We start from the raw sequence: 18,241 nt of genomic DNA on the forward strand, positions 1-18,241 counted from the left end.
GGAACTTTGATCGAAAATTCACCCCGGCCATCCGTAGCTGTCGACTGTCCTGTTTTATCAACAGTGACAGTAACTCCGGCCAGTACTTCGCCGGTAGCGGAAGCGATGACTTTCCCCTTAACCTCTTTGACCAGCTTGGGTTCCTGTTTGCTGGTAAAAACGATCAGGTCGTTATCGATCTTGCGGAAAGTGAAATCGGTTCCTGCCAGCATTCTGGTCAATATCTCAGAAACAGCTTTATTTTTTGCCTCTACGTCGACAAGCAGACCAGCCGGAAAAAAGTTACTGGAATAAACAAATTTGTAATCTGTTTTTTGTTCTATGACCTTCAGTACCCTGGCGATCGGCACCTGTTTCATATTGAGGGTCAGCATGGCATCCTGCGAATAGCCCGTTGCCGACACCTGCATACAGGTGATTAGGATAATCAGAAAAGCCAATTTCATAAGCAATGCAATTTTGGTTAGATAACGGACACAGGGAAGCATCCGGCTCTGTAGCCTTTTTTTCATACCTTTAAATAGTTTTAGTTTGATAAATGAGCCAGGCGATCTTAACCGGAACCCTGTCTCAGAAAAATTAGAACAGGGGAAATGTTCCACCATTTCCCCTTTCCTTTTGCCTTCTTTTTATTTTTTCATAATTGTTCTTTTATTTTTTTTATTTTATGATGATCTGATCTTTTCCGTCTGCCACATTTTCTGCATAATCAAAATGTCTTGATAATTGCAGGGCGTCCAATACCTGGTCAATGGTCTTCCTGTCGAAAATACCCGTGAACCTGTACTGCATGGCATCTTTATTTTCAAACCGGATACGCACATTATACCAACGTTCCAGACGGGTTGCCACTTCGTCGAAAGGAGTATTATCGAACACAAGCCTGTTTTCTGTCCAGGAAACTTCAACCACCGAACTATCCATTGGGGAATAGGTCAGTTTATCTATTTTATACTTTTCTTTTATTACCGTTGCTTTAACAGACCTGGCAGGCGGGGCCTGACCAGGGCTATCCTTTGTTCCACCTGGACTATCCTCCGCGGCCCCCGCAAGGACGATTTTTTCATTAGGATGCAGGATGATCGATCTGCCCGGATCGGCCTTTACGATCACCTCTACGGAACCTTTTAGCAGGGACGTCTCTGTCTGCTTGTCCGAGGGATAGGCTTTTATATTGAACACCGTACCTAATACTCTTACATCCATAGATAGGGTATGGATGATAAAAGGTTTTTGCGGAGCGTGGGTGACATCGAAAAAGGCTTCTCCCGACAAGATGATCTCCCGGGTGGAAATATTGAAATTTTTAGCCACCTGGATCGTACTTCCGGCATTCAGCATTACTTTGGTTCCATCCGGCAATTGGAAAGATTTACGCTCGCCGGCCTTACTATCCTGGGCATAAGAATAGGTTGCTGCTGAAATTTCGGAGGATCGTTTTTCGTTAAAAAAGGGCATTAAAAGGAATACAATAAGCGAGGCCGCAGCCATGAAGGAAGCCACCCATCCGATCCGGCCCATGCTGCGGAAAATCGGCCTCTTTTGATGGATTTGACCGCCCGTTGCGGGTTTGGCCGTATAATCCTGACTGCTATCGTTCTGAACGGTATCCAAAAACAGATGTTCCTTCATCTTATCGATAAAAGATTGCCTGTCTTCCATAAAATGGGAGAGATTATGGTTGCCGTTCAGCATTCCGTAAAGGTTCCTGGCCTCCTGCAGAACCGCAGTTCTTCCGGGGTTCTTATGAATCCAATCTTCCCAGAAATTATTGGCCTGCTCGTTATTACCCAGGCAATAATCCCTGAAAGAAGGGTCTTGTAAAAAATCTTCGACTTCGTAATTTTGAGGGTCCATCCTGGAGGCGTTTAAGGATAGAGTGGCGGGAGCCTGTTTTTTACTATGAAATCGGGAGATTTAAAGCAAAAAAAAGAACAAACAGGGCAATTCTGACCGCATCATAGACCAGGCTTACATTCTGGCTGGTGATTAATTCTGCCTTCAGTGCTTTTATTGCGGTATGAACGATATTATAGGCAGTCCTTTTGGTGATTCCGCATTGTTTGGCGATTTCGTCATAATCCAGGTCTTCGAAGAACCTGAGCCGGAGCAATTCCCTTTCCCTTTCAGTGAGGTTTTTAAAAGCGAGGGTAAGTTTGTCCTTGATCACCTTACCAGATTGTAACTGAATGAGATACTCCTCATAGCCCGGGTCAGCATCAGGAGCGTTCTGTTGAAGGTTTTTTGTTTTTGAAGCCCGAAGTATTACGGCCTTTCCTTCGGCAAAAAGTTCGTTCCGTAAACAGGTGAGTAAATAGGATCGGAAGTTCTCCACTGGTGGCAAGTCTTTACGCCTGTCCCATAAATGAAGCAATACCTGACTGATGCAATCATTCGTCAGACTACGGTCTCCTGTCAACCGGAGGCCATAGTTCATCAGGCTTAGATAGTATTTGTCATATATAATAAGCAGCGCATCCTGTCGGCCGTTTTGTAGTCGGGCCCAGATTTCATTATGGCTGGCATCGTCGAACATCAGAGAATTGAATATACTATAATTTCCGGAGTATACTATACTGGACTATGCTGCCCCGGTAAAAAAAACGTCAGGCTTTTAATCAATCGGCCCGTAGGCTTTTTACCGGATTGGACATGGCTGCCCTGATCCCCTGATAACCGATGGTCAATAAAGTGATACCCAATGTTCCCAATCCTGCGACAACAAAGATCCACCAGGACAAGCCTGTACGATAGGCGTAATTCTGCAGCCAGTTATGCATAAAATACCAGGCGATTGGGGAGGCAATGAGCAAAGACAAGATGATCAATTGAAGAAAATCGACGGTCAGCAGTCCCCAAAGATTAAAGACAGATGCCCCTAATACTTTTCGAATGCCAATTTCCTTCCTTCGTTGTTCGGCCAGGAAAGAAGCCATCCCGAATACGCCGAGGCAACTTATAAAGATGGCCAATACAGCGAAACATCCGGCCAGTTTACCTATCCGTTCTTCATTCGAAAATTTTGCCCCGTAGGCTTCATTGGCAAATTGAAAATTGACAAGTCCATCCGGAACAAGGGTTTTAATCGTTTTACCAATGGAGGACAACGCTTCAGTGGCACTTGTTGCCGGGTTAATTCTAATAAACATATTTCCACCACCACCCTGCAGAAAAAAAACGGCAGGGTTTACGGGTGTATAAGGCGATTCCATCACCATATCTTTCACTATTCCTACGATGTGGTAGCTTTTTTCTTTGCGCCATTCGGTTGCCCATTTAACAGTTTGACCAACCGGATTTTTAAACCCCATTAATTTTGCAGCCGCTTCATTGATTACGAACCCGGAGGAATCATTTGAAAATTCAGGAGAAAAATCCCTGCCGTCGATAAATTTCCAGCCGATGGTTTTACCATAGCCGGAGCTGATGGTGATCGTATTAAAGGTTGGATCGCTGGCGGATGCGTCTTTGCCAATCCAGTCAAATCCTTTATTCATCGACCATACCCCGGTCAAAGGGCTTCCCGACTCTGCCATTTCCTGTACTACACCCGTTTTCTTAAGTTCGTTCCGTAAAAGCGCAAAATTACCCTTGTATTCATTGGAAATAAGTTGAAGGGTCAGCAAGCTGTTCTGGTTATATCCGACAGGGCGATCCTTGGTAAACTGAAGCTGACGATATACGATCAGCGTGCCGATGATCAGGGCAATGGAAACCGTAAATTGAACGACTACCAGCCCTTTACGGGGCAGGGCGGCCAGTGAGCCGATCCGGAAATTACCTTTTAATACTTTTACGGGTTTGAATCCTGATAAATAAAGAGCCGGATAAGAACCTGCCAATAGTCCGGTAAGCAGAATGAAGGTCAACCCGGCCAACCAGAATAAAGGATTTGGGTAAGGAAGAGCGATGTTTTTACAGGCTACGGTATTGAACCAGGGTAGGGCCCTGTTTACCAGGGCTATCGAGATTATAAAGGCAAACACAGCCACTAATAGTGATTCACCGAAAAACTGGAAGATAAGTTGTTTTCGGCCTGACCCCATGGACTTCCGGATACCCACCTCCTTGGCCCGTTTTTGAGATCGGGCCGTACTAAGATTCATAAAGTTTATACAAGCCATTAACAATACCATTGCCCCGATGATGCCATAAAACCAAACAAATTTCAGTTCATCACTGGTCACATTTACTCCATTTTCAAATTTGGAGTAAAGATGCCATTTGGCCATAGGTTGGAGAAAAACGGATGGTTTTCTTTTTGCGGCTTTTACAGGGTCAATATGGGACAGATAAATATTTCTTATCCTTCCGGACTCTTTTTCAAAATCAGACCCCGGTGCAAGTTGTGCATAGACCTTCACAAATTGATTTCCCCAGTCATTTCCAGAAGCCTTTATCCAGTCGGCGGAAGAAACGTAAAGATCGAATGGAGCAAAAAAGGCGGCATCTTTGAAATCCGAGTTATCCGGCAGATCCGCATATATCCCGGTAACTTTAGCCTCCATATTCCGGTCGATTTTCACCACCTGCCCCATCGCGTTACCCCTGCCAAATAATTTGCCGGCAAGAGAGACAGAAAGCAGGATCGAATGAGGCTCTTTGAGCCCTGAACGGCTACCTGCCAGCATAGTTAGCGTTAAAAGATCCGGTCCGTCTTCCTGGATAAAACTGCCTTGCTGGTTAAATTTATGATTATCATACGTGAGCAGATGATCCTCGGTCTGTCTGGCCATTACAAGGTATTTAAAATCACGGCCGTACAGGGAACGGATCGCAGAAACCAGCGGCATGGGATGATAAATGCTCGTAATTTCCTCTCCATCCCTGATTTCCTGTCTGAATACCTGGGCGATCTTTTTGTAATTATTATGAACCTGGTTAAAAGTCAGTTCATCCACTATCCATAACCCAATCAGTATGGCTACGGTCATTCCTACGGCAAGACCTCCAATATTGATCACAGAAGCTATCCTGTTATGAATAAGATAACGCCAGGCAATTTTGATATAATTTTTTAGCATGAGGATCGTCTGTTAGTATGGGAAAAGGAACTTTCAGGTATTGGTAATCATGTCAACCTGACGAAATAACATGCCAACCCGTTAAAAATATGATTATCAATAAACTACCCCTAACAAGTCTTATCAGTTGTAACAAAACCGAACAGCAGCCGTCCGGTTACAGTCCGCCCGGAGAAACGATCATATGGCCACCCTGGCATGGTTTTTTGACCAGTTGAAGTATTGAATCAAAAATTTACCGATTATGCATGACCACGATGAATATTCTACGCCAGCCACTGTCAATGTTGGCCATAAAGAGCGAACCCTTTCTGCTGTCGCTGGATCTCTGTTATTATATTTTGTAATGAAAAAAAATAAAAAGGAAACCCTTCTGGCGCTGGCAGGCGGATACCTCGTCTATCGGGGGATATCCGGTCATTGCCCTGTCTACTCGTTAAGAGAACACAGGCTTTCAGCAAAGGGGCCTGATGGCAGTACAGGACATAATATCAATGTACGTGCACAAGTGGTTGTAAACAGACCGCGTAAGGAGGTCTATGCCTTTTGGCGAAAACTGGAGAATCTTAATTTGTTCATGGAACACGTCGAGAATATCCGTGAGATCGATGACAAAAAATCGACGTGGATGGTGAAAATACCCGGAGGCCTGGGTACCATCAATTGGGAAGCAGAGATTGTTAAAGAAGAGGAAGACAGAGAGTTATCCTGGATTTCCCAACCAGGAGCCTCTATTGAAAATGCCGGAAAGATCAATTTCTCCGATACGCCAGGTAATGCTACCCGTATCGACGCACTCATTTCCTACCGTGCTCCTATGGGGTCCTTTGGAGAAGGATTATCAAGGCTATTGACTCCTCTGTTCAGGCGAAGGATCGAAGCGGATATAACCAATTTCAAATATTATATGGAAAATGCCAGATGAGGAATGGGACGGGGATTAATTTCTACACATCTATTCTTTAAACCAGGACATAATTCTTTTTAAAAATTAATAGTATGTCATACGAAAAATATAAATCCGCCATTGACGCCTGCAACTATTGTGCGGCAATGTGCAATCAATGCGCTGTTGCCTGTTTGGAAGAACCGGGAGTTTTGGAACTAAAGGACTGCATCCGGCTTGATATGGAATGCGCAGCGATCTGCCGTTCTGCAGCGGAGGTCATGGCCTTAAACGGAGCCTATGCAGAAGACATTAGTGAGTTATGTTCCGATATTTGTAATGCTTGTGCCGAAGAGTGCGGGAAACATGCAAAGATGGGAATGGAACATTGCCGGGTTTGCGAAGAAGCCTGCCGGAAATGTGCAGAAGAATGTATGCCTTTGGAACAGGCAGTATAAGATTAATCGTGTTTTAAATTATGGCTTTACAGGAGTATAAAAAGAAAAGGTCATTTGCTGCAACGCCTGAACCTCAGGGAGGTAAGCCCTCGGCGCAAAGTTTGCAATTTGTGGTACAGAAACATGCTGCATCCCGCTTGCATTATGATTTTCGCCTGGAAATGGAAGGGGTCTTAAAAAGCTGGGCTGTACCAAAAGGGCCTTCCTTAAATCCTGGCGACAAACGGCTGGCGATGCAGGTAGAAGACCATCCGTTCGGATATAAGGATTTTGAGGGGATCATTCCTCCGGGAAATTACGGAGCGGGAACCGTTATGGTCTGGGATACGGGAACCTATGAACCCTTGGCTGCAACAAAGGGCACCAAAGCAGATCAGGACAGGGAATTACGTAAAGAGTTAAAGGCCGGCTCTCTCAAATTCCGGTTGAATGGGAAAAAACTGAAAGGTGAATTTGCCTTGGTGAAGATGAAGGGCCGGGGAGAAAACTCCTGGCTCCTTATCAAACACCGTGACAAATATTCCATGGAAGATCCTGTTATAGAAAAAGACAAATCGGTAATCTCGCGAAAGACCCTGGAAAAGATAGCTTCGGATCCATCCTCCAAACAATGGAAAAGCAACCGGGCTCAAAAACAGGATAAAACTTCAACGGCCGGAGTATCCAAAAAAAAAACTAAATCCCCTTCAATAAAATCCGGTCGAAAATCAAAATCAGTGCCCGCATCTGAAGCCGGCCGTAAATCCCCCATCCCAAAGAATCTCATTCCCATGCTCGCAACCCTGGTCGACAAACCCTTTGAGGAAGAGGGTTGGTTATATGAGATCAAATGGGATGGTTATCGGGCACTCTCCTACCTGAATAAAGGAGAGGTAGAGATCAGGTCACGGAATAATAAATCATTTAATGAAAAGTTCTATCCGGTATATAATGCCCTGAAACAATGGAAAGTCAACGCAGTCGTGGATGGAGAGATCGTAGTAATCGATGAAAAAGGGAAATCGCGTTTCGGAGATCTTCAAAATTGGAGAAGCGAAGCAGATGGCGAGCTCATTTGTTATCTCTTTGATATTCTCTGGTTGGAGGGTCGCGATTTAACAGCGCTCCCTCTTTCCGAACGGCGGGAAATACTTCGTCCTTTGGTTCCTGAAGAAGGCATTCTCCGTCTTAGCCAGAATTTTAAGGTCAGCGGGCCGGAATTTTTTGCAGCGGCAAAAAAAATGGGATTGGAAGGGATCATGGCCAAAAAGGAAGAAAGTTTATACACGCCGGGCATCCGAACCAGGGAATGGCTAAAAATAAAAACGGCTAACCGGCAGGAAGTCGTCATTGGCGGTTATACCTTGAATGAAGGAAGCAGTAAATTATTCAGTTCGTTATTGGTGGGTGTCTTTAATAAAGGAAGGCTGCAATATACGGGTAAGATCGGAACCGGTTTTAATGATAAAATGCAAAAAGAGATGATGCGGCAATTCAAGCCCCTGATCCAGAAAAAATACCCCTTTTCCTTTTTACCGGATGTCAACAAACCCTCCAGGTTCCGCCCTGATCCGCCCAAAGCGGAAGTCGTATGGTTAAAACCAAAATTACTTTGTGAAGTGTCGTTTCTTGAAATGACGGCTGATGGTGTTATGCGGCATCCTTCCTTTGAAGGGATGAGGGAAGACAAAACAGCCAGGGAAGTAGGGAGGGAAAAAGCACTTCCCGTTCAGGATGCGGTTAAATCACAAAAAGGTAAAAAAACGGACCTTATAAAAATTAAGGGTAGAAAAAACATCGTAAACATGGAAAAGATCCTTGTTCCTGCAGGCGCTAAAGAACGCAAAACCTTATTGAATCCCACTGACGAGTCGCAAGTCAGAACGGTCAATGGTCATGAACTGAGCTTCTCACACCTCAGCAAGATCTATTGGCCCAAAGAGAAATATACCAAACGGGATATGCTTAATTATTATTACCAGGTTGCGCCATATATGTTGCCTTATTTAAAAGACAGACCGCAATCATTGAACAGGTATCCGAACGGTATAAATGGGGAGAGTTTTTATCAGAAGGATGTCAAGGGTAAAGTACCGGACTGGATAAAAACTTTTCCATACCATTCCGAACAGGACAAACGGGATAAAGAATTCCTGGTCTGCACGGATGAGTCCAGCCTGCTTTATATCGCCTCCTTAGGGTGCATAGAAATAAACCCCTGGAGCAGCCGGATCCAGGCGCCGGACCAGCCGGACTGGTGCATCATCGATCTGGATCCAGATAAAAAAACGCCGTTTGACAAAGTGATCGAAGCAGCACAGGTTACCAGGAAAGTCCTGGATGCTGCTGGAATTCCGGCCTTTTGCAAAACCTCAGGATCGACTGGTCTGCATGTTTATTTTCCGTTGGGAGCCAAATATACCTATGAACAGTCAAAGGAATTTGCCAGGGTGGTCGTTAAGATCGTTCAGCAGGAAATACCATCGTTTACAACCATAGAGCGCACCATTTCCAAAAGGAAAGGGAAAATGTATCTTGATTTCCTGCAGAACCGCCCCCAGGCCACTATAGCTGCCCCCTATTCCATAAGACCCAAACCGGGAGCTACGGTATCTACACCACTGCATTGGGAAGAAGTAAAAAAAGGGCTGAAAATGATCGACTTCACGATAAAAAATATTCCTGCCCGTTTAAAATCAGAAGGTGATCTTTTTAAACCCGTGTCTGGGAAAGGTATCGATATGGCAAAGGCATTGAAGAAACTGGAAGCCATGATGCCTAAGGATAATACCTTATAACTTGTTGTGGCACCGTTCGCACAATTCGTTAGAACTATTATCGACAGAACTTATCTTTTCATTAGCATCATTCATTATACAGTGGGCATTGGGGCAATGGGTCAGCCCCATATTATGCCCTATTTCATGAAGGACAACAGTCCTTATCCTATGCTCAAATTTTATTCTGTCTTCTGTCCTTAATCTGTAATCACTCACTACAGCAGCCTTAATCAGTAATGATTATGCTTCCAGGTGTCCATTTTTTTAAAAGAAGGCAATTATCAATAAGAATATTTTGATGGGGGGTTCTTTCCATAACGAGTTGCGAACCCTTTTGTTTTTTCCATCTTAGGCTGCTGAAGATTTATACTATCTAATATTATGCGAGCATCAATATTAAATTTATTATAAAGATTGATAACAACGTCGATATTTGGTTGCTTATTTCCATTAATAATTTCAGATATTAATGATTTAGAAACGCTTAAGTTAGCAGACAAGTCTGATTGAGAGATGTGCTTCTGCTGCATAATATATAATAGTATATCTACAAACGATGGGTTCATAGGCATGGGATATTCTTTCATTTCCCACACCTCGACTGCGTTTGATAACTCAGCAAGATGATTATCTTCTGTTACGCTTAAGTTTGCAAAACCTTTTTGCAAATAGCTTTCAATCTCTGCCATTGCGGAGTAATACTGTTGCTTATTTTCAATTTTAATCATATCCTTAAAATTAAACGGTGTCTAATCGTCCTCTCCGATTCAATTCTGAATATTCATCATGGGTAAGAATCTTTCGAATATACAACGTCCTTCTGTTGAAGTGAATCATTGCCACTAACCTATAATTGTTACCTGCAATATCAAATACATACCGATCATTTCCGATAAAATCGCAAGTGTTCCATGTCTTTTTAAGCTCAGCGAAGCTTTTCCAATCACTATTTTTTGTTTTATCATACCATTGATTAAGTGCAGTTGCACTTAATGGATAACGATTTATAAACTCTCGCAAAATCGGCCTCGAAATAACCACCATACTTTACGGTTTTAAATTTTTGATGAATTGCCTTCATCGTCGCTCGTTTTTCAAGTGTTTATTTCCTACAACAAATATAAACAAAGTTTTCAAATGAAAAAATAATATTAAATCAAAAACAATGTTTTAAATATGAGTCGAATAAAAAAAGCGACAAGCAGGCTATATAAATTATTTATTATGAACAATTTATGTTTAATAAATATAACAAATATAATAAATTCACCGAACTGCTCAGATAGTTTTCCGCGGTCTATTTATTGGTATGGCCTAAACATTCCTGGATAAACTCTATCCTTATTCCGCACCGTTCAATACCGTGGAGGAGGTATGTCCGGAAACAATATTTGTCACCTTTTTGGGATACCCAGGCTGGCGGCAATATCTGCCATTTATTTCCTTAATAAGGTTCTTAATGAGAGTAAAGCGGCGCATTGGGTCGCCATCTTCTTCAATGATCGAGAATATGAAGTTATCGTGGCGTTTATCCTTGCTACCCATACTTCAATTATCCGGGCCATATTTTCGTCTATAAGGCTGTAATTATCTTGGGATCGCTCCTTCCGGTCCGCTTAGTCTTGGCCGGGTAATACTCTACCTTCCGCTCAAAGGTGACCCTTAATTCATCTGGGCTCAACATTTGAACAGGAATGAAATAACCAGGCTGATAAAATAATTTCAAACATCCTTGAACCATCCCTGAAACATCCCTGAGCGGGTAAAACTCATTTACAACCTGAACAGCAGCGCCAGGATGACCCGGTCTTCGTTCTTTACAAGGTCGGGTCTCCAATCCGGAGGAAGCGGTGTGGTAGTATAACCATTCGGGGAAGTTACTCCCCCCGCCCCTGCGAAATAAGGCACATTGGCATGGCGGTGAACATATTCCAAGCGTACCAGGAAGCTTTGGTTCGGTATCCAGTCCAGGTTGGTGGAACAGTCCCATGCTTTGAACGGATCACCCGGGTTTGCACTGAAAGGGAATTTGCCTTCTGTCTGGGTTGGGTTATTCGGATGGGGCAACGGACTGGCCTGGCCCGTAGGATACAAGACAAGATAACGACCGGGATTATTCATCAATCCTCCCCCGATAGTCCAGGCGAATTTGTTTTGTGCGAACCATGTTCGGTTATAGAACATGGCGCTCAAAAAATATTGTGCAGGCCCTTTCACCGGATCGCTCTTGAATCCGTTCACGCCACCGCCTGTCTCTAAACCAAGATCACCGGTGAGGGAAAAAGCCATCCGGCTGATACCTTTGGACTTCGGATTATTATAATAACGAACTAACATACTATTGTCCGAATGAAACCGCTTTCTTTGCGGCAGACCAGCTGCGTCGGATCCGTAGTAATTATTGGTGAGTATCTTGAAACTGCTGGTTGGGTTCCAGGTGACATTTGCTCCGACACCCGGCATCTTATTGAACCGGCCATAACTTTGCCATCCGTTTATGATCCAGGGTTCAATCTTAAGATATTTGGAGGGAAAGATCTGAATACGGACCCCGTTAAAGAACCAGGGAGTATTATCCGAAGTGAACGAAGCCTGGTATTCCCAGTTCTCCACCTGGTAATAGGAGTTCAGCCCGATATAAGACATAAACAAACCGGCGTCGACATTGATGCCGTACCATTTATTAAAATGATAACCGACATAGGCTTCACTCAGATATCGGTACACATTGGCTAACTGGTACTGCCCCCGGTATGGGCTCAGGTCATTTCTGGGCACGACAATGGACCTTGTTCCCATTTGCATCATAACCCTTGCCCTTGCATTCTCATACATAAAATCCCCGCCGAGGCTTATCTGGGAGACCTGTATCTCGTTATTCCGCGCGAGTGCTGTTGAGCCTACGACCGTATTATCATTAGGGTTATTAAAGGAATGCGTATAGTTCACATCCGCCATAATGGAGGGTATGAAATATTTACCATGAAAGATGGAGGAGTCCCTGCGATCGCTTCCATTTTGCCAGTTCGTTTCAATCCCATCGAAGGGTATTTTGGCGGTAGTAGAATCCTGTGCCCTGACCTGTGTTGCCATACCCAACAGACTAACGCCCGCGATCAGAAATTTTTTGATTTGCATAAAGAGTGATGTTGTGTGACTTAAAATAAGTGTGTGACTTTTAAAAGTTATTCGCCTTTACGGCTGCCACCGGAAATGCCAAAAGAATGCCGGTAAAAAATGGTTTGAAGGGGTTGAGTTGGGAACCAGAGCCAGCAGCTATTTCAGCAATACGGTCTTCTTCTTATCCCGTTTTTACTTCAGGACGAATCCTGCCGAAATGAAAATAGCCCATCCAAAATGGTAGCCTCCTTCCATTTTGACAGTTTTCTGCCAGCCGGATCAATGCTTCCGGGAAAAAATAAAAAAATACTTCAGAAAAATATTAAGGGCTTCTTTATGAACAATTGGAACTTATACGCTATAAAATCAGGCCGTACACAATTTTCCAAAGGAGGCTTTCTCCCGTTCCTCCCTATCAGGAATTGACAAATCCCGGCAATTATACATATATTATTTTTAATAATTTATTGTAAACCTTACCCCTGTTGAGTTCCCGCAAAATATGGCTTAATACTTGAGCGTTTACTCCTGATCAACCATTAGATCATATAAAAATAAAAAACGCTCTTAAAGTCCTCCGGATTCTGTTCGCCGCTCTCTTGATCACTATAGGTTCTCAGGTTACGGTATTTGTAGAAAGAAATGAAATCACCAACACTCCCTCGGGTCTTGCCTCGGGTCAGATTATAGGTGGATTTGCCATTTTGCTGGCTGTCATACTGATTCCCCTGGTTCATAAAAGAACTCGTTCGGTCGCGCATAAATAAGTGTCCATAAATAAGACAGCGCAAACGGTATAACAACCCATTTTAAAGGCAGCATTTCAGATTGTTGCCTTTTTTCTATTTTTGGAAGGTCAGCGATCAATTTTCAATGGAAAAAATAGTTACACTATAAAGCATGTACGAGACTTTAGTCAGAAGCTTAAGCAAATATGTAGACCTGAGTGAAAAAGAAACGGCGATCATTCAATCCTTATTTCTGCCAAGGAAGTATAGGAAACGGCAATATATCTTACAAGAAGGTGAAATAGCCCGTTATGAAACATTTATGGTAAAAGGCCTGGCCAGGGTATACGAAGTGGATGATAAGGGCCAGGAACATGTCGTACAATTTGGTTTAGAGGATTGGTGGATCGGCGATATGTATAGTTTTCTAACGGAAACACCTTCAAAATATACGATTGACTGTTTGGAGGATACGGAAGTGTTACAAATTACCAAACCCAACCTGGATATACTCTATGCCAATGTACCAAAGATGGAACGGCATTTCCGGATCATGATCCAGAAGGCCTTCATCTCTTCTGTGAACCGGGTTGGTTCAACCCTGGCTAAAAAAGCCGGTGAACGTTACCAGGAATTTATCCTGAAATATCCCGAGATCGAACAAAGAGTCGCCGATCACCAGATCGCTTCTTATCTGGGCATCACTCCTCAAAGCCTGAGCCGGATACGGTCTAAATAGTCCAGGTTACATTACCCTGGGGTAATGAAATTACTTATCCTACATTATTGGAGGACAGATCATCAGATTAGAAATTTGCAGTAATAAACTCAAATTTCAAACGCATCAGGATGAAAAAAATAATCTTTCAGACGAACGACCAATATGCTCCTTTAGTTTTGCGCTTATTGCTGGGACTGGTATTGTTTCCGCATGGGGCACAGAAACTCCTGGGTTGGTTTGGCGGTTTTGGCTTCAGCGGGACCATGGACTATTTCACGCAAACAAGGCATATGCCCTGGATTGTAGGCTTTTTAGTGATCCTCATTGAATTTTTCGGTCCATTGGCCCTGATCCTGGGATGGGCTACCCGGATCTGGAGTGCTGCCATAGCCATTGTAATGGCGGGTATCATCCTCTCCACCTTCCATGAATACTTTTTTATGGACTGGTTCGGCAATCATAAAATTGAAGGTGCTGAATTCTTTCTGCTAACGATCGGAATGGCCGGCTCCCTCATCATTTCCGGCTCCGGCCGGTATTCACTTGATGCAATACTATTTTCAACACGGACTAGCGTTTGAAGGTTTCAGGCAGAGGTATACAAAAAAATGACAGAGCTTCGTAGAAGCATCGTTCCTTGCTTCTCCTCGCCCGCAACTTTCGCTTCGCTCAGTTGTGTTCGAGCTATTCCAAATGCCGATAATGGCTCGGTTGAGAACCCTAACTAATGCCCGGCTTTTCATTGGATAATGAGAAAAATCAGTCATTTTTTTTTATATTCCTCTGCCAAACATTCAAATCCCGCATTTATAAACCGGCAATCCCTTCACCCCCGGATTCGCGATAAACAAACCACCGCTGTGCGGGTATCTTTCCAGTTCTTCCTCGGACAGATTCTCCCTGGCCGTGGTAATAACGAGTTGATCCAGGTCTTTACCAACAAAGGCACAGGAAGTAATATTGGGTGCAGGCAGTTTGATAATTCCCAGCAGTTCACCGGTTAGCGGATTCCAGCGATAAACACCAGAGCCCATAGAATTTCCGGTCCAGATCATCCCTTCCGCATCCATAGCCATCCCATCCGGCTTTCCATATTCTGCCGGAACCCTGATGGCTTCTTTTTCAAACCGGATATTACCTGTTTGTTCATCGAAATGAAACACCTCCACACTGCATCTGGCTGTATCGATAAAATACATTCTTTTATTATCAGGCGACCACGCGATACCGTTCGAAATACGGACATTATCCAGTTTCTTTTGCAAAACGGGGAGCGAATCCGGCTTTGGAATTTGCCCCTTCTCCCCTGCCGATACACAATAAAGGGAGCCATATTGGCGGTCTTCATTCATATCCATAGTGCCGATCCACAGGCGCCCCTTGCTGTCACAGGCTCCGTCATTACAACGATGACGAATAAGATCCTTGTCGATATCCATCAACCAATCCAGGTGTCCTGACTCCAGGTCGAACCTGGCCAGACCGCCTTTCATGCCTAATATCAATCCATTTCCCTCACCCTGCAGGACAGCCGAAACATGGACATCGAAGGTCCAGCTTTGGACATTTTTCCGATCGAACGAGTATTCGTACAAATAATAACTTTCGATATCCACCCAAAAAATGCTGTTCCTTTCTGCATGCCAGAGCGGGCCTTCTCCGAGAATATTTTTACAAGGGACTAATAATGATGCTGTCATTCTTTTAGTTTAAATTATTATCAGGCCAGTAGATGGCAATTTTCTTTTGTAAAAAGGCTACACTTCGGGCAAGCTGCTCCATTCCATCGACGCCATCCTCGATGCTGATCCATCCGTCAAAACCGACGCGTTTCAATTCGGTGAAAATTGCATCATAATCGTTTAGCCCTTTTCCGATCTCGCCATGACTTAAACGTTTGGCATAACCGGCAGCTCCGCCTTCCTCTTTACGCAGATCTTCGATCGTTCCTTCTTTCAGATACCGGTCGCTGGCATGCATGGTGACAACGCGGTGAGATACGCGGTACAATAATTCAAGTGGATCTTCTCCAGCGAGATAAGTATTGCTTGGATCGTAGTTTACGCCAAAATTTGGATGATTCACCTTATCCAGCAGCATACAAAATACATCCATCTTCTGTGCGAATTCGGGATACTCCCAGAAATCATCTTTATAATGATTTTCCAGGATAAGGGTAATATTCCTTTCCTGGGCATAAGGCAGACAGGCATAGATACATTCGGCCGCCAGGTCGGTACCCTGCTCTATAGACAGTTCCGGACGCCTTTGACCGGAAAGTACCCGGCAATAAGAACCTCCCAGGATATGGGTCATCTCGATCCAGCGCTTTTGTTTCTCAATTTCTTTTGCACGGAAACCGGGATCGGGGTGGGTAAAATCCGGAGAACAGCACATCATGGGGATTACCTTCCCATGTGCTTCCACTTCGCGTCGAAAACGGGGCCAGTTGTTTTCATCGGACATTTCGAGAAAACCGGCATACCATTCGAGACCTTCGATTTCCAGTTTGGAGGCGAGTTCGATCCATTCGGAGACCTTCATGGTCCCTTCTTTGCAAAGGGCGTGCATAAATGCTTTGGGGAAAGCGGCTAATCGGGGCATGAAATTATTTTTTTGTTTAGTAAGGATTAAAAATTGTACTGGAAATTAATACGACTGGCTATGGCTTTGCCGGAACCGGGATCGTAGAGGCATCCTTCGGCGGATTCCTCCCGATGAACGGATGCTGTTCCAGTTCCACTACCTGTCCGCTGATGGGCCCGCATTCGTCAGCAAGCCAATAAATAGCGGCAGCGGCGATTTCTTCAGGCTTAAGGATACGCCCGGCAGGAGCATAAACGGAAGGGATTTGTTTGTACCAATCATCAGCAAGGCCATGTTCCCGTTTGCGCAGCGTCTCCGTTTCCGTCAACACCCAGCCCGGGTTGATCTGGTTGACGCGTACACCTTCTTCCCGGTGAAGGGTATCTCCCAAATTACGGGTGAGGGTCATGAGCGCGCCTTTCGACACGCTGTAGGCCATGAGGTTCGGTTCGCCGCTATAGGCATTGACCGAACCGATATTCAGTACACATCCGCCGGCTTCGCGGAGATGAGGCAGTGCAGCCTTGATCAGCGAAAAGGGAGCGAGGGTGTTTACTTCCAGTACCTTGCGGAAAAAAGCAAGATCTGTTGTATGTAAATTAGAGGAGACCACCAGGGCCGCATTATTTACAACGGCATCCAGTTTGCCGAAGGTTTTTACAGCCAGATCGACCAGTCTCTGAGGTGCGCCTTCGTTCAGGATATCTTCGATATGCAATACGGCATTCTCAGTCCCGAGCGAGGCTACGACCTCTGCGCCCCAGCCCGGTTCCAACCCGTGAACGACGACCCGGGCCCCTTCTGCGACACAGCGGATGGCAATTGCCTTGCCGATACCGGTACAACTACCGGTAACGATGATGACCTTATTTTGTAAACGCATAAATTAATTATACAGGTTTAAGAATGCTTTTTACCACTTCGCCTTTATGCATTTTTTCAAAAGCCTCATGCCATTCAGTTACCGGCCAGACCCCGCCGATAATAGGCTTTACATCAAGCTGACCACTTGCCAGCAAAGCGATCACCCTCTCCCAAACTGGCCAGTTATGGCTGAAACTTCCCTGAAGGGTTACGTTTTTCTGAACGAGGGGATCCAGCGAGAAACCAAGTGGCTGAGGGCCCCATCCTACCTTGGTGATATGACCATTAGGTCGCACCAGTTGCATGGCGATCTTTAGCGTTGCGCTGGCTCCGGCCGCATCAATGATACAATCCGCGCCTAACCCGTCCCGTTCTTTGGACCAGGCCTCCGCATTGCCGATTATAGATTCACAGCCATAATGTTCTGCAATAGCCAGACGGTGTTTGTCTGCCTCCAATCCTACAACGGCCACTTCGGCTCCGCATAGCCTCGCCACTGCAGCACAAAGGATACCGATTGTACCGGGTCCCAGGACAATAACCCGGTCACCTGGCTTTAAGCGGCTGTTCTCTACCACTGCGTTAAAAGCCACGCAGGAAGGTTCGGTCAGGCATGCCTGTTCGAAGGGAAGCTGATCGGGTACCAGGTGCAGACAACGTGCCGGCACGCGGACAAAGCGGGTCATAGCGCCATTAACGCCATATCCGAATCCCTTGCGGGTGGGATCCAGGTTATAAAATCCCCTGCGGGACATAGGATTGTTTGGATCGATAACAGCGGCGGTTTCACTTACAACCCGGTCGCCTTCTTTCCAGCCGGAGACCCGGCTGCCGACTTCTACGATATGTCCGCCGAACTCATGGCCCAGCACGACGGGATAATTCACCGGCCAGGAATGATCGGCTGTCCACTGGTGGAGATCGCTCCCGCAAACGCCGACATTGACGACTTCCAGCAATACATCCTCTTCGCCAATCTCAGGTTTGGCTAATTCACGGATCTCTACGGATCCTTTCTCAGGGGCATAATTAACTACGGCTGCTGACTTCATAATGGGTATCTGTTATTAATTAATGTAATGAGTTTCTAAATTC

General features: G+C 44.8%; 18 protein-coding genes. 5 read left to right on the forward strand and 13 right to left on the reverse strand.

Features of this window, described 5'->3' with window-relative positions; genetic code table 11:
- From ACX0G9_RS14890 to ACX0G9_RS14905, 4 genes are all read right to left on the reverse strand, one after another.
- The coding region (locus ACX0G9_RS14890; protein WP_459065718.1) for an STN and carboxypeptidase regulatory-like domain-containing protein at positions 1 to 446 on the reverse strand (446 nt) is incomplete at its 3' end.
- A gap of 214 nt (positions 447 to 660) precedes the next feature.
- Complete coding sequence (locus ACX0G9_RS14895) at positions 661 to 1,857, reverse strand: FecR family protein (RefSeq protein ID WP_459065719.1); 1,197 nt, start codon at positions 1,855 to 1,857, stop codon at positions 661 to 663.
- A 43-nt stretch (positions 1,858 to 1,900) separates the two neighbouring features.
- Positions 1,901 to 2,536: an RNA polymerase sigma factor gene (locus tag ACX0G9_RS14900; protein WP_459065720.1), complete on the reverse strand. Its 636-nt coding sequence runs from the start codon at positions 2,534 to 2,536 to the stop codon at positions 1,901 to 1,903.
- Between the two features lie 82 nt (positions 2,537 to 2,618).
- Positions 2,619 to 5,024 carry an FtsX-like permease family protein gene (locus ACX0G9_RS14905; protein ID WP_459065721.1) on the reverse strand — a complete coding sequence of 802 codons (2,406 nt, stop codon included), beginning with the start codon at positions 5,022 to 5,024 and terminating at the stop codon, positions 2,619 to 2,621.
- A 244-nt stretch (positions 5,025 to 5,268) separates the two neighbouring features.
- Here ACX0G9_RS14905 and ACX0G9_RS14910 point away from each other — a divergent pair, with 244 nt between their 5' ends.
- The 3 genes from ACX0G9_RS14910 to ligD all read left to right on the forward strand — a co-directional run bounded on the left by ACX0G9_RS14910 (position 5,269) and on the right by ligD (position 9,145).
- Positions 5,269 to 5,949: a YgaP-like transmembrane domain gene (locus tag ACX0G9_RS14910; protein WP_459065722.1), complete on the forward strand. Its 681-nt coding sequence runs from the start codon at positions 5,269 to 5,271 to the stop codon at positions 5,947 to 5,949.
- Between the two features lie 74 nt (positions 5,950 to 6,023).
- Positions 6,024 to 6,368 (forward strand): four-helix bundle copper-binding protein, encoded by a 345-nt coding sequence (locus ACX0G9_RS14915; protein ID WP_459065723.1) that lies wholly within the window; start codon positions 6,024 to 6,026, stop codon positions 6,366 to 6,368.
- A 20-nt stretch (positions 6,369 to 6,388) separates the two neighbouring features.
- A complete protein-coding gene (gene ligD, locus ACX0G9_RS14920) occupies positions 6,389 to 9,145 on the forward strand; it encodes a DNA ligase D (protein WP_459065724.1) in 2,757 nt (918 codons plus the stop codon).
- On the opposite strand, the gene ACX0G9_RS14925 is transcribed toward ligD, so the two are convergent.
- The 5 genes from ACX0G9_RS14925 to ACX0G9_RS14945 form a co-directional block, all read right to left on the reverse strand.
- Entirely contained in the window at positions 9,140 to 9,343 is a 204-nt protein-coding gene (locus ACX0G9_RS14925; RefSeq protein WP_459065725.1) for a matrixin family metalloprotease, read from the reverse strand. The genes ligD and ACX0G9_RS14925 overlap by 6 nt on opposite strands.
- A 65-nt stretch (positions 9,344 to 9,408) precedes the next feature.
- On the reverse strand, positions 9,409 to 9,855 hold the full coding sequence (locus ACX0G9_RS14930; protein WP_459065726.1) for a helix-turn-helix domain-containing protein: 447 nt from the start codon (positions 9,853 to 9,855) through the stop codon (positions 9,409 to 9,411).
- A gap of 10 nt (positions 9,856 to 9,865) precedes the next feature.
- Positions 9,866 to 10,171 (reverse strand): type II toxin-antitoxin system HigB family toxin, encoded by a 306-nt coding sequence (locus tag ACX0G9_RS14935; protein WP_459065727.1) that lies wholly within the window; start codon positions 10,169 to 10,171, stop codon positions 9,866 to 9,868.
- A gap of 729 nt (positions 10,172 to 10,900) precedes the next feature.
- Positions 10,901 to 12,265: an outer membrane beta-barrel protein gene (locus tag ACX0G9_RS14940; protein ID WP_459065728.1), complete on the reverse strand. Its 1,365-nt coding sequence runs from the start codon at positions 12,263 to 12,265 to the stop codon at positions 10,901 to 10,903.
- Positions 12,266 to 12,786: 521 nt separating this feature from the next.
- Positions 12,787 to 13,008 (reverse strand): hypothetical protein, encoded by a 222-nt coding sequence (locus tag ACX0G9_RS14945; protein ID WP_459065729.1) that lies wholly within the window; start codon positions 13,006 to 13,008, stop codon positions 12,787 to 12,789.
- A 139-nt stretch (positions 13,009 to 13,147) separates the two neighbouring features.
- Here ACX0G9_RS14945 and ACX0G9_RS14950 point away from each other — a divergent pair, with 139 nt between their 5' ends.
- A complete protein-coding gene (locus ACX0G9_RS14950; protein ID WP_459065730.1) occupies positions 13,148 to 13,714 on the forward strand; it encodes a Crp/Fnr family transcriptional regulator in 567 nt (188 codons plus the stop codon).
- 110 nt (positions 13,715 to 13,824) lie between these two features.
- The gene (locus ACX0G9_RS14955) at positions 13,825 to 14,277 is read left to right on the forward strand and encodes a DoxX family protein (RefSeq protein ID WP_459065731.1); all 453 of its coding nucleotides are present in this window, start codon (positions 13,825 to 13,827) and stop codon (positions 14,275 to 14,277) included.
- A gap of 213 nt (positions 14,278 to 14,490) precedes the next feature.
- Here ACX0G9_RS14955 and ACX0G9_RS14960 read toward each other — a convergent pair whose 3' ends face one another.
- Genes ACX0G9_RS14960 through ACX0G9_RS14975 form a run of 4 tightly spaced genes read right to left on the reverse strand, consistent with a single transcriptional unit; the run spans position 14,491 to position 18,198 of the window.
- Positions 14,491 to 15,396, reverse strand: a complete 906-nt coding sequence (locus ACX0G9_RS14960; protein ID WP_459065732.1) for an SMP-30/gluconolactonase/LRE family protein — start codon at positions 15,394 to 15,396, stop codon at positions 14,491 to 14,493.
- Positions 15,397 to 15,400: 4 nt separating this feature from the next.
- Positions 15,401 to 16,300 (reverse strand): sugar phosphate isomerase/epimerase family protein, encoded by a 900-nt coding sequence (locus tag ACX0G9_RS14965; protein WP_459065733.1) that lies wholly within the window; start codon positions 16,298 to 16,300, stop codon positions 15,401 to 15,403.
- Between the two features lie 58 nt (positions 16,301 to 16,358).
- Entirely contained in the window at positions 16,359 to 17,165 is an 807-nt protein-coding gene (locus ACX0G9_RS14970) for an SDR family NAD(P)-dependent oxidoreductase (RefSeq protein WP_459065734.1), read from the reverse strand.
- A 7-nt stretch (positions 17,166 to 17,172) separates the two neighbouring features.
- Positions 17,173 to 18,198 (reverse strand): zinc-binding dehydrogenase, encoded by a 1,026-nt coding sequence (locus ACX0G9_RS14975; RefSeq protein ID WP_459065735.1) that lies wholly within the window; start codon positions 18,196 to 18,198, stop codon positions 17,173 to 17,175.
- Positions 18,199 to 18,241: the final 43 nt, after the last annotated feature.

Source organism: Flavitalea flava, assembly GCF_054461575.1.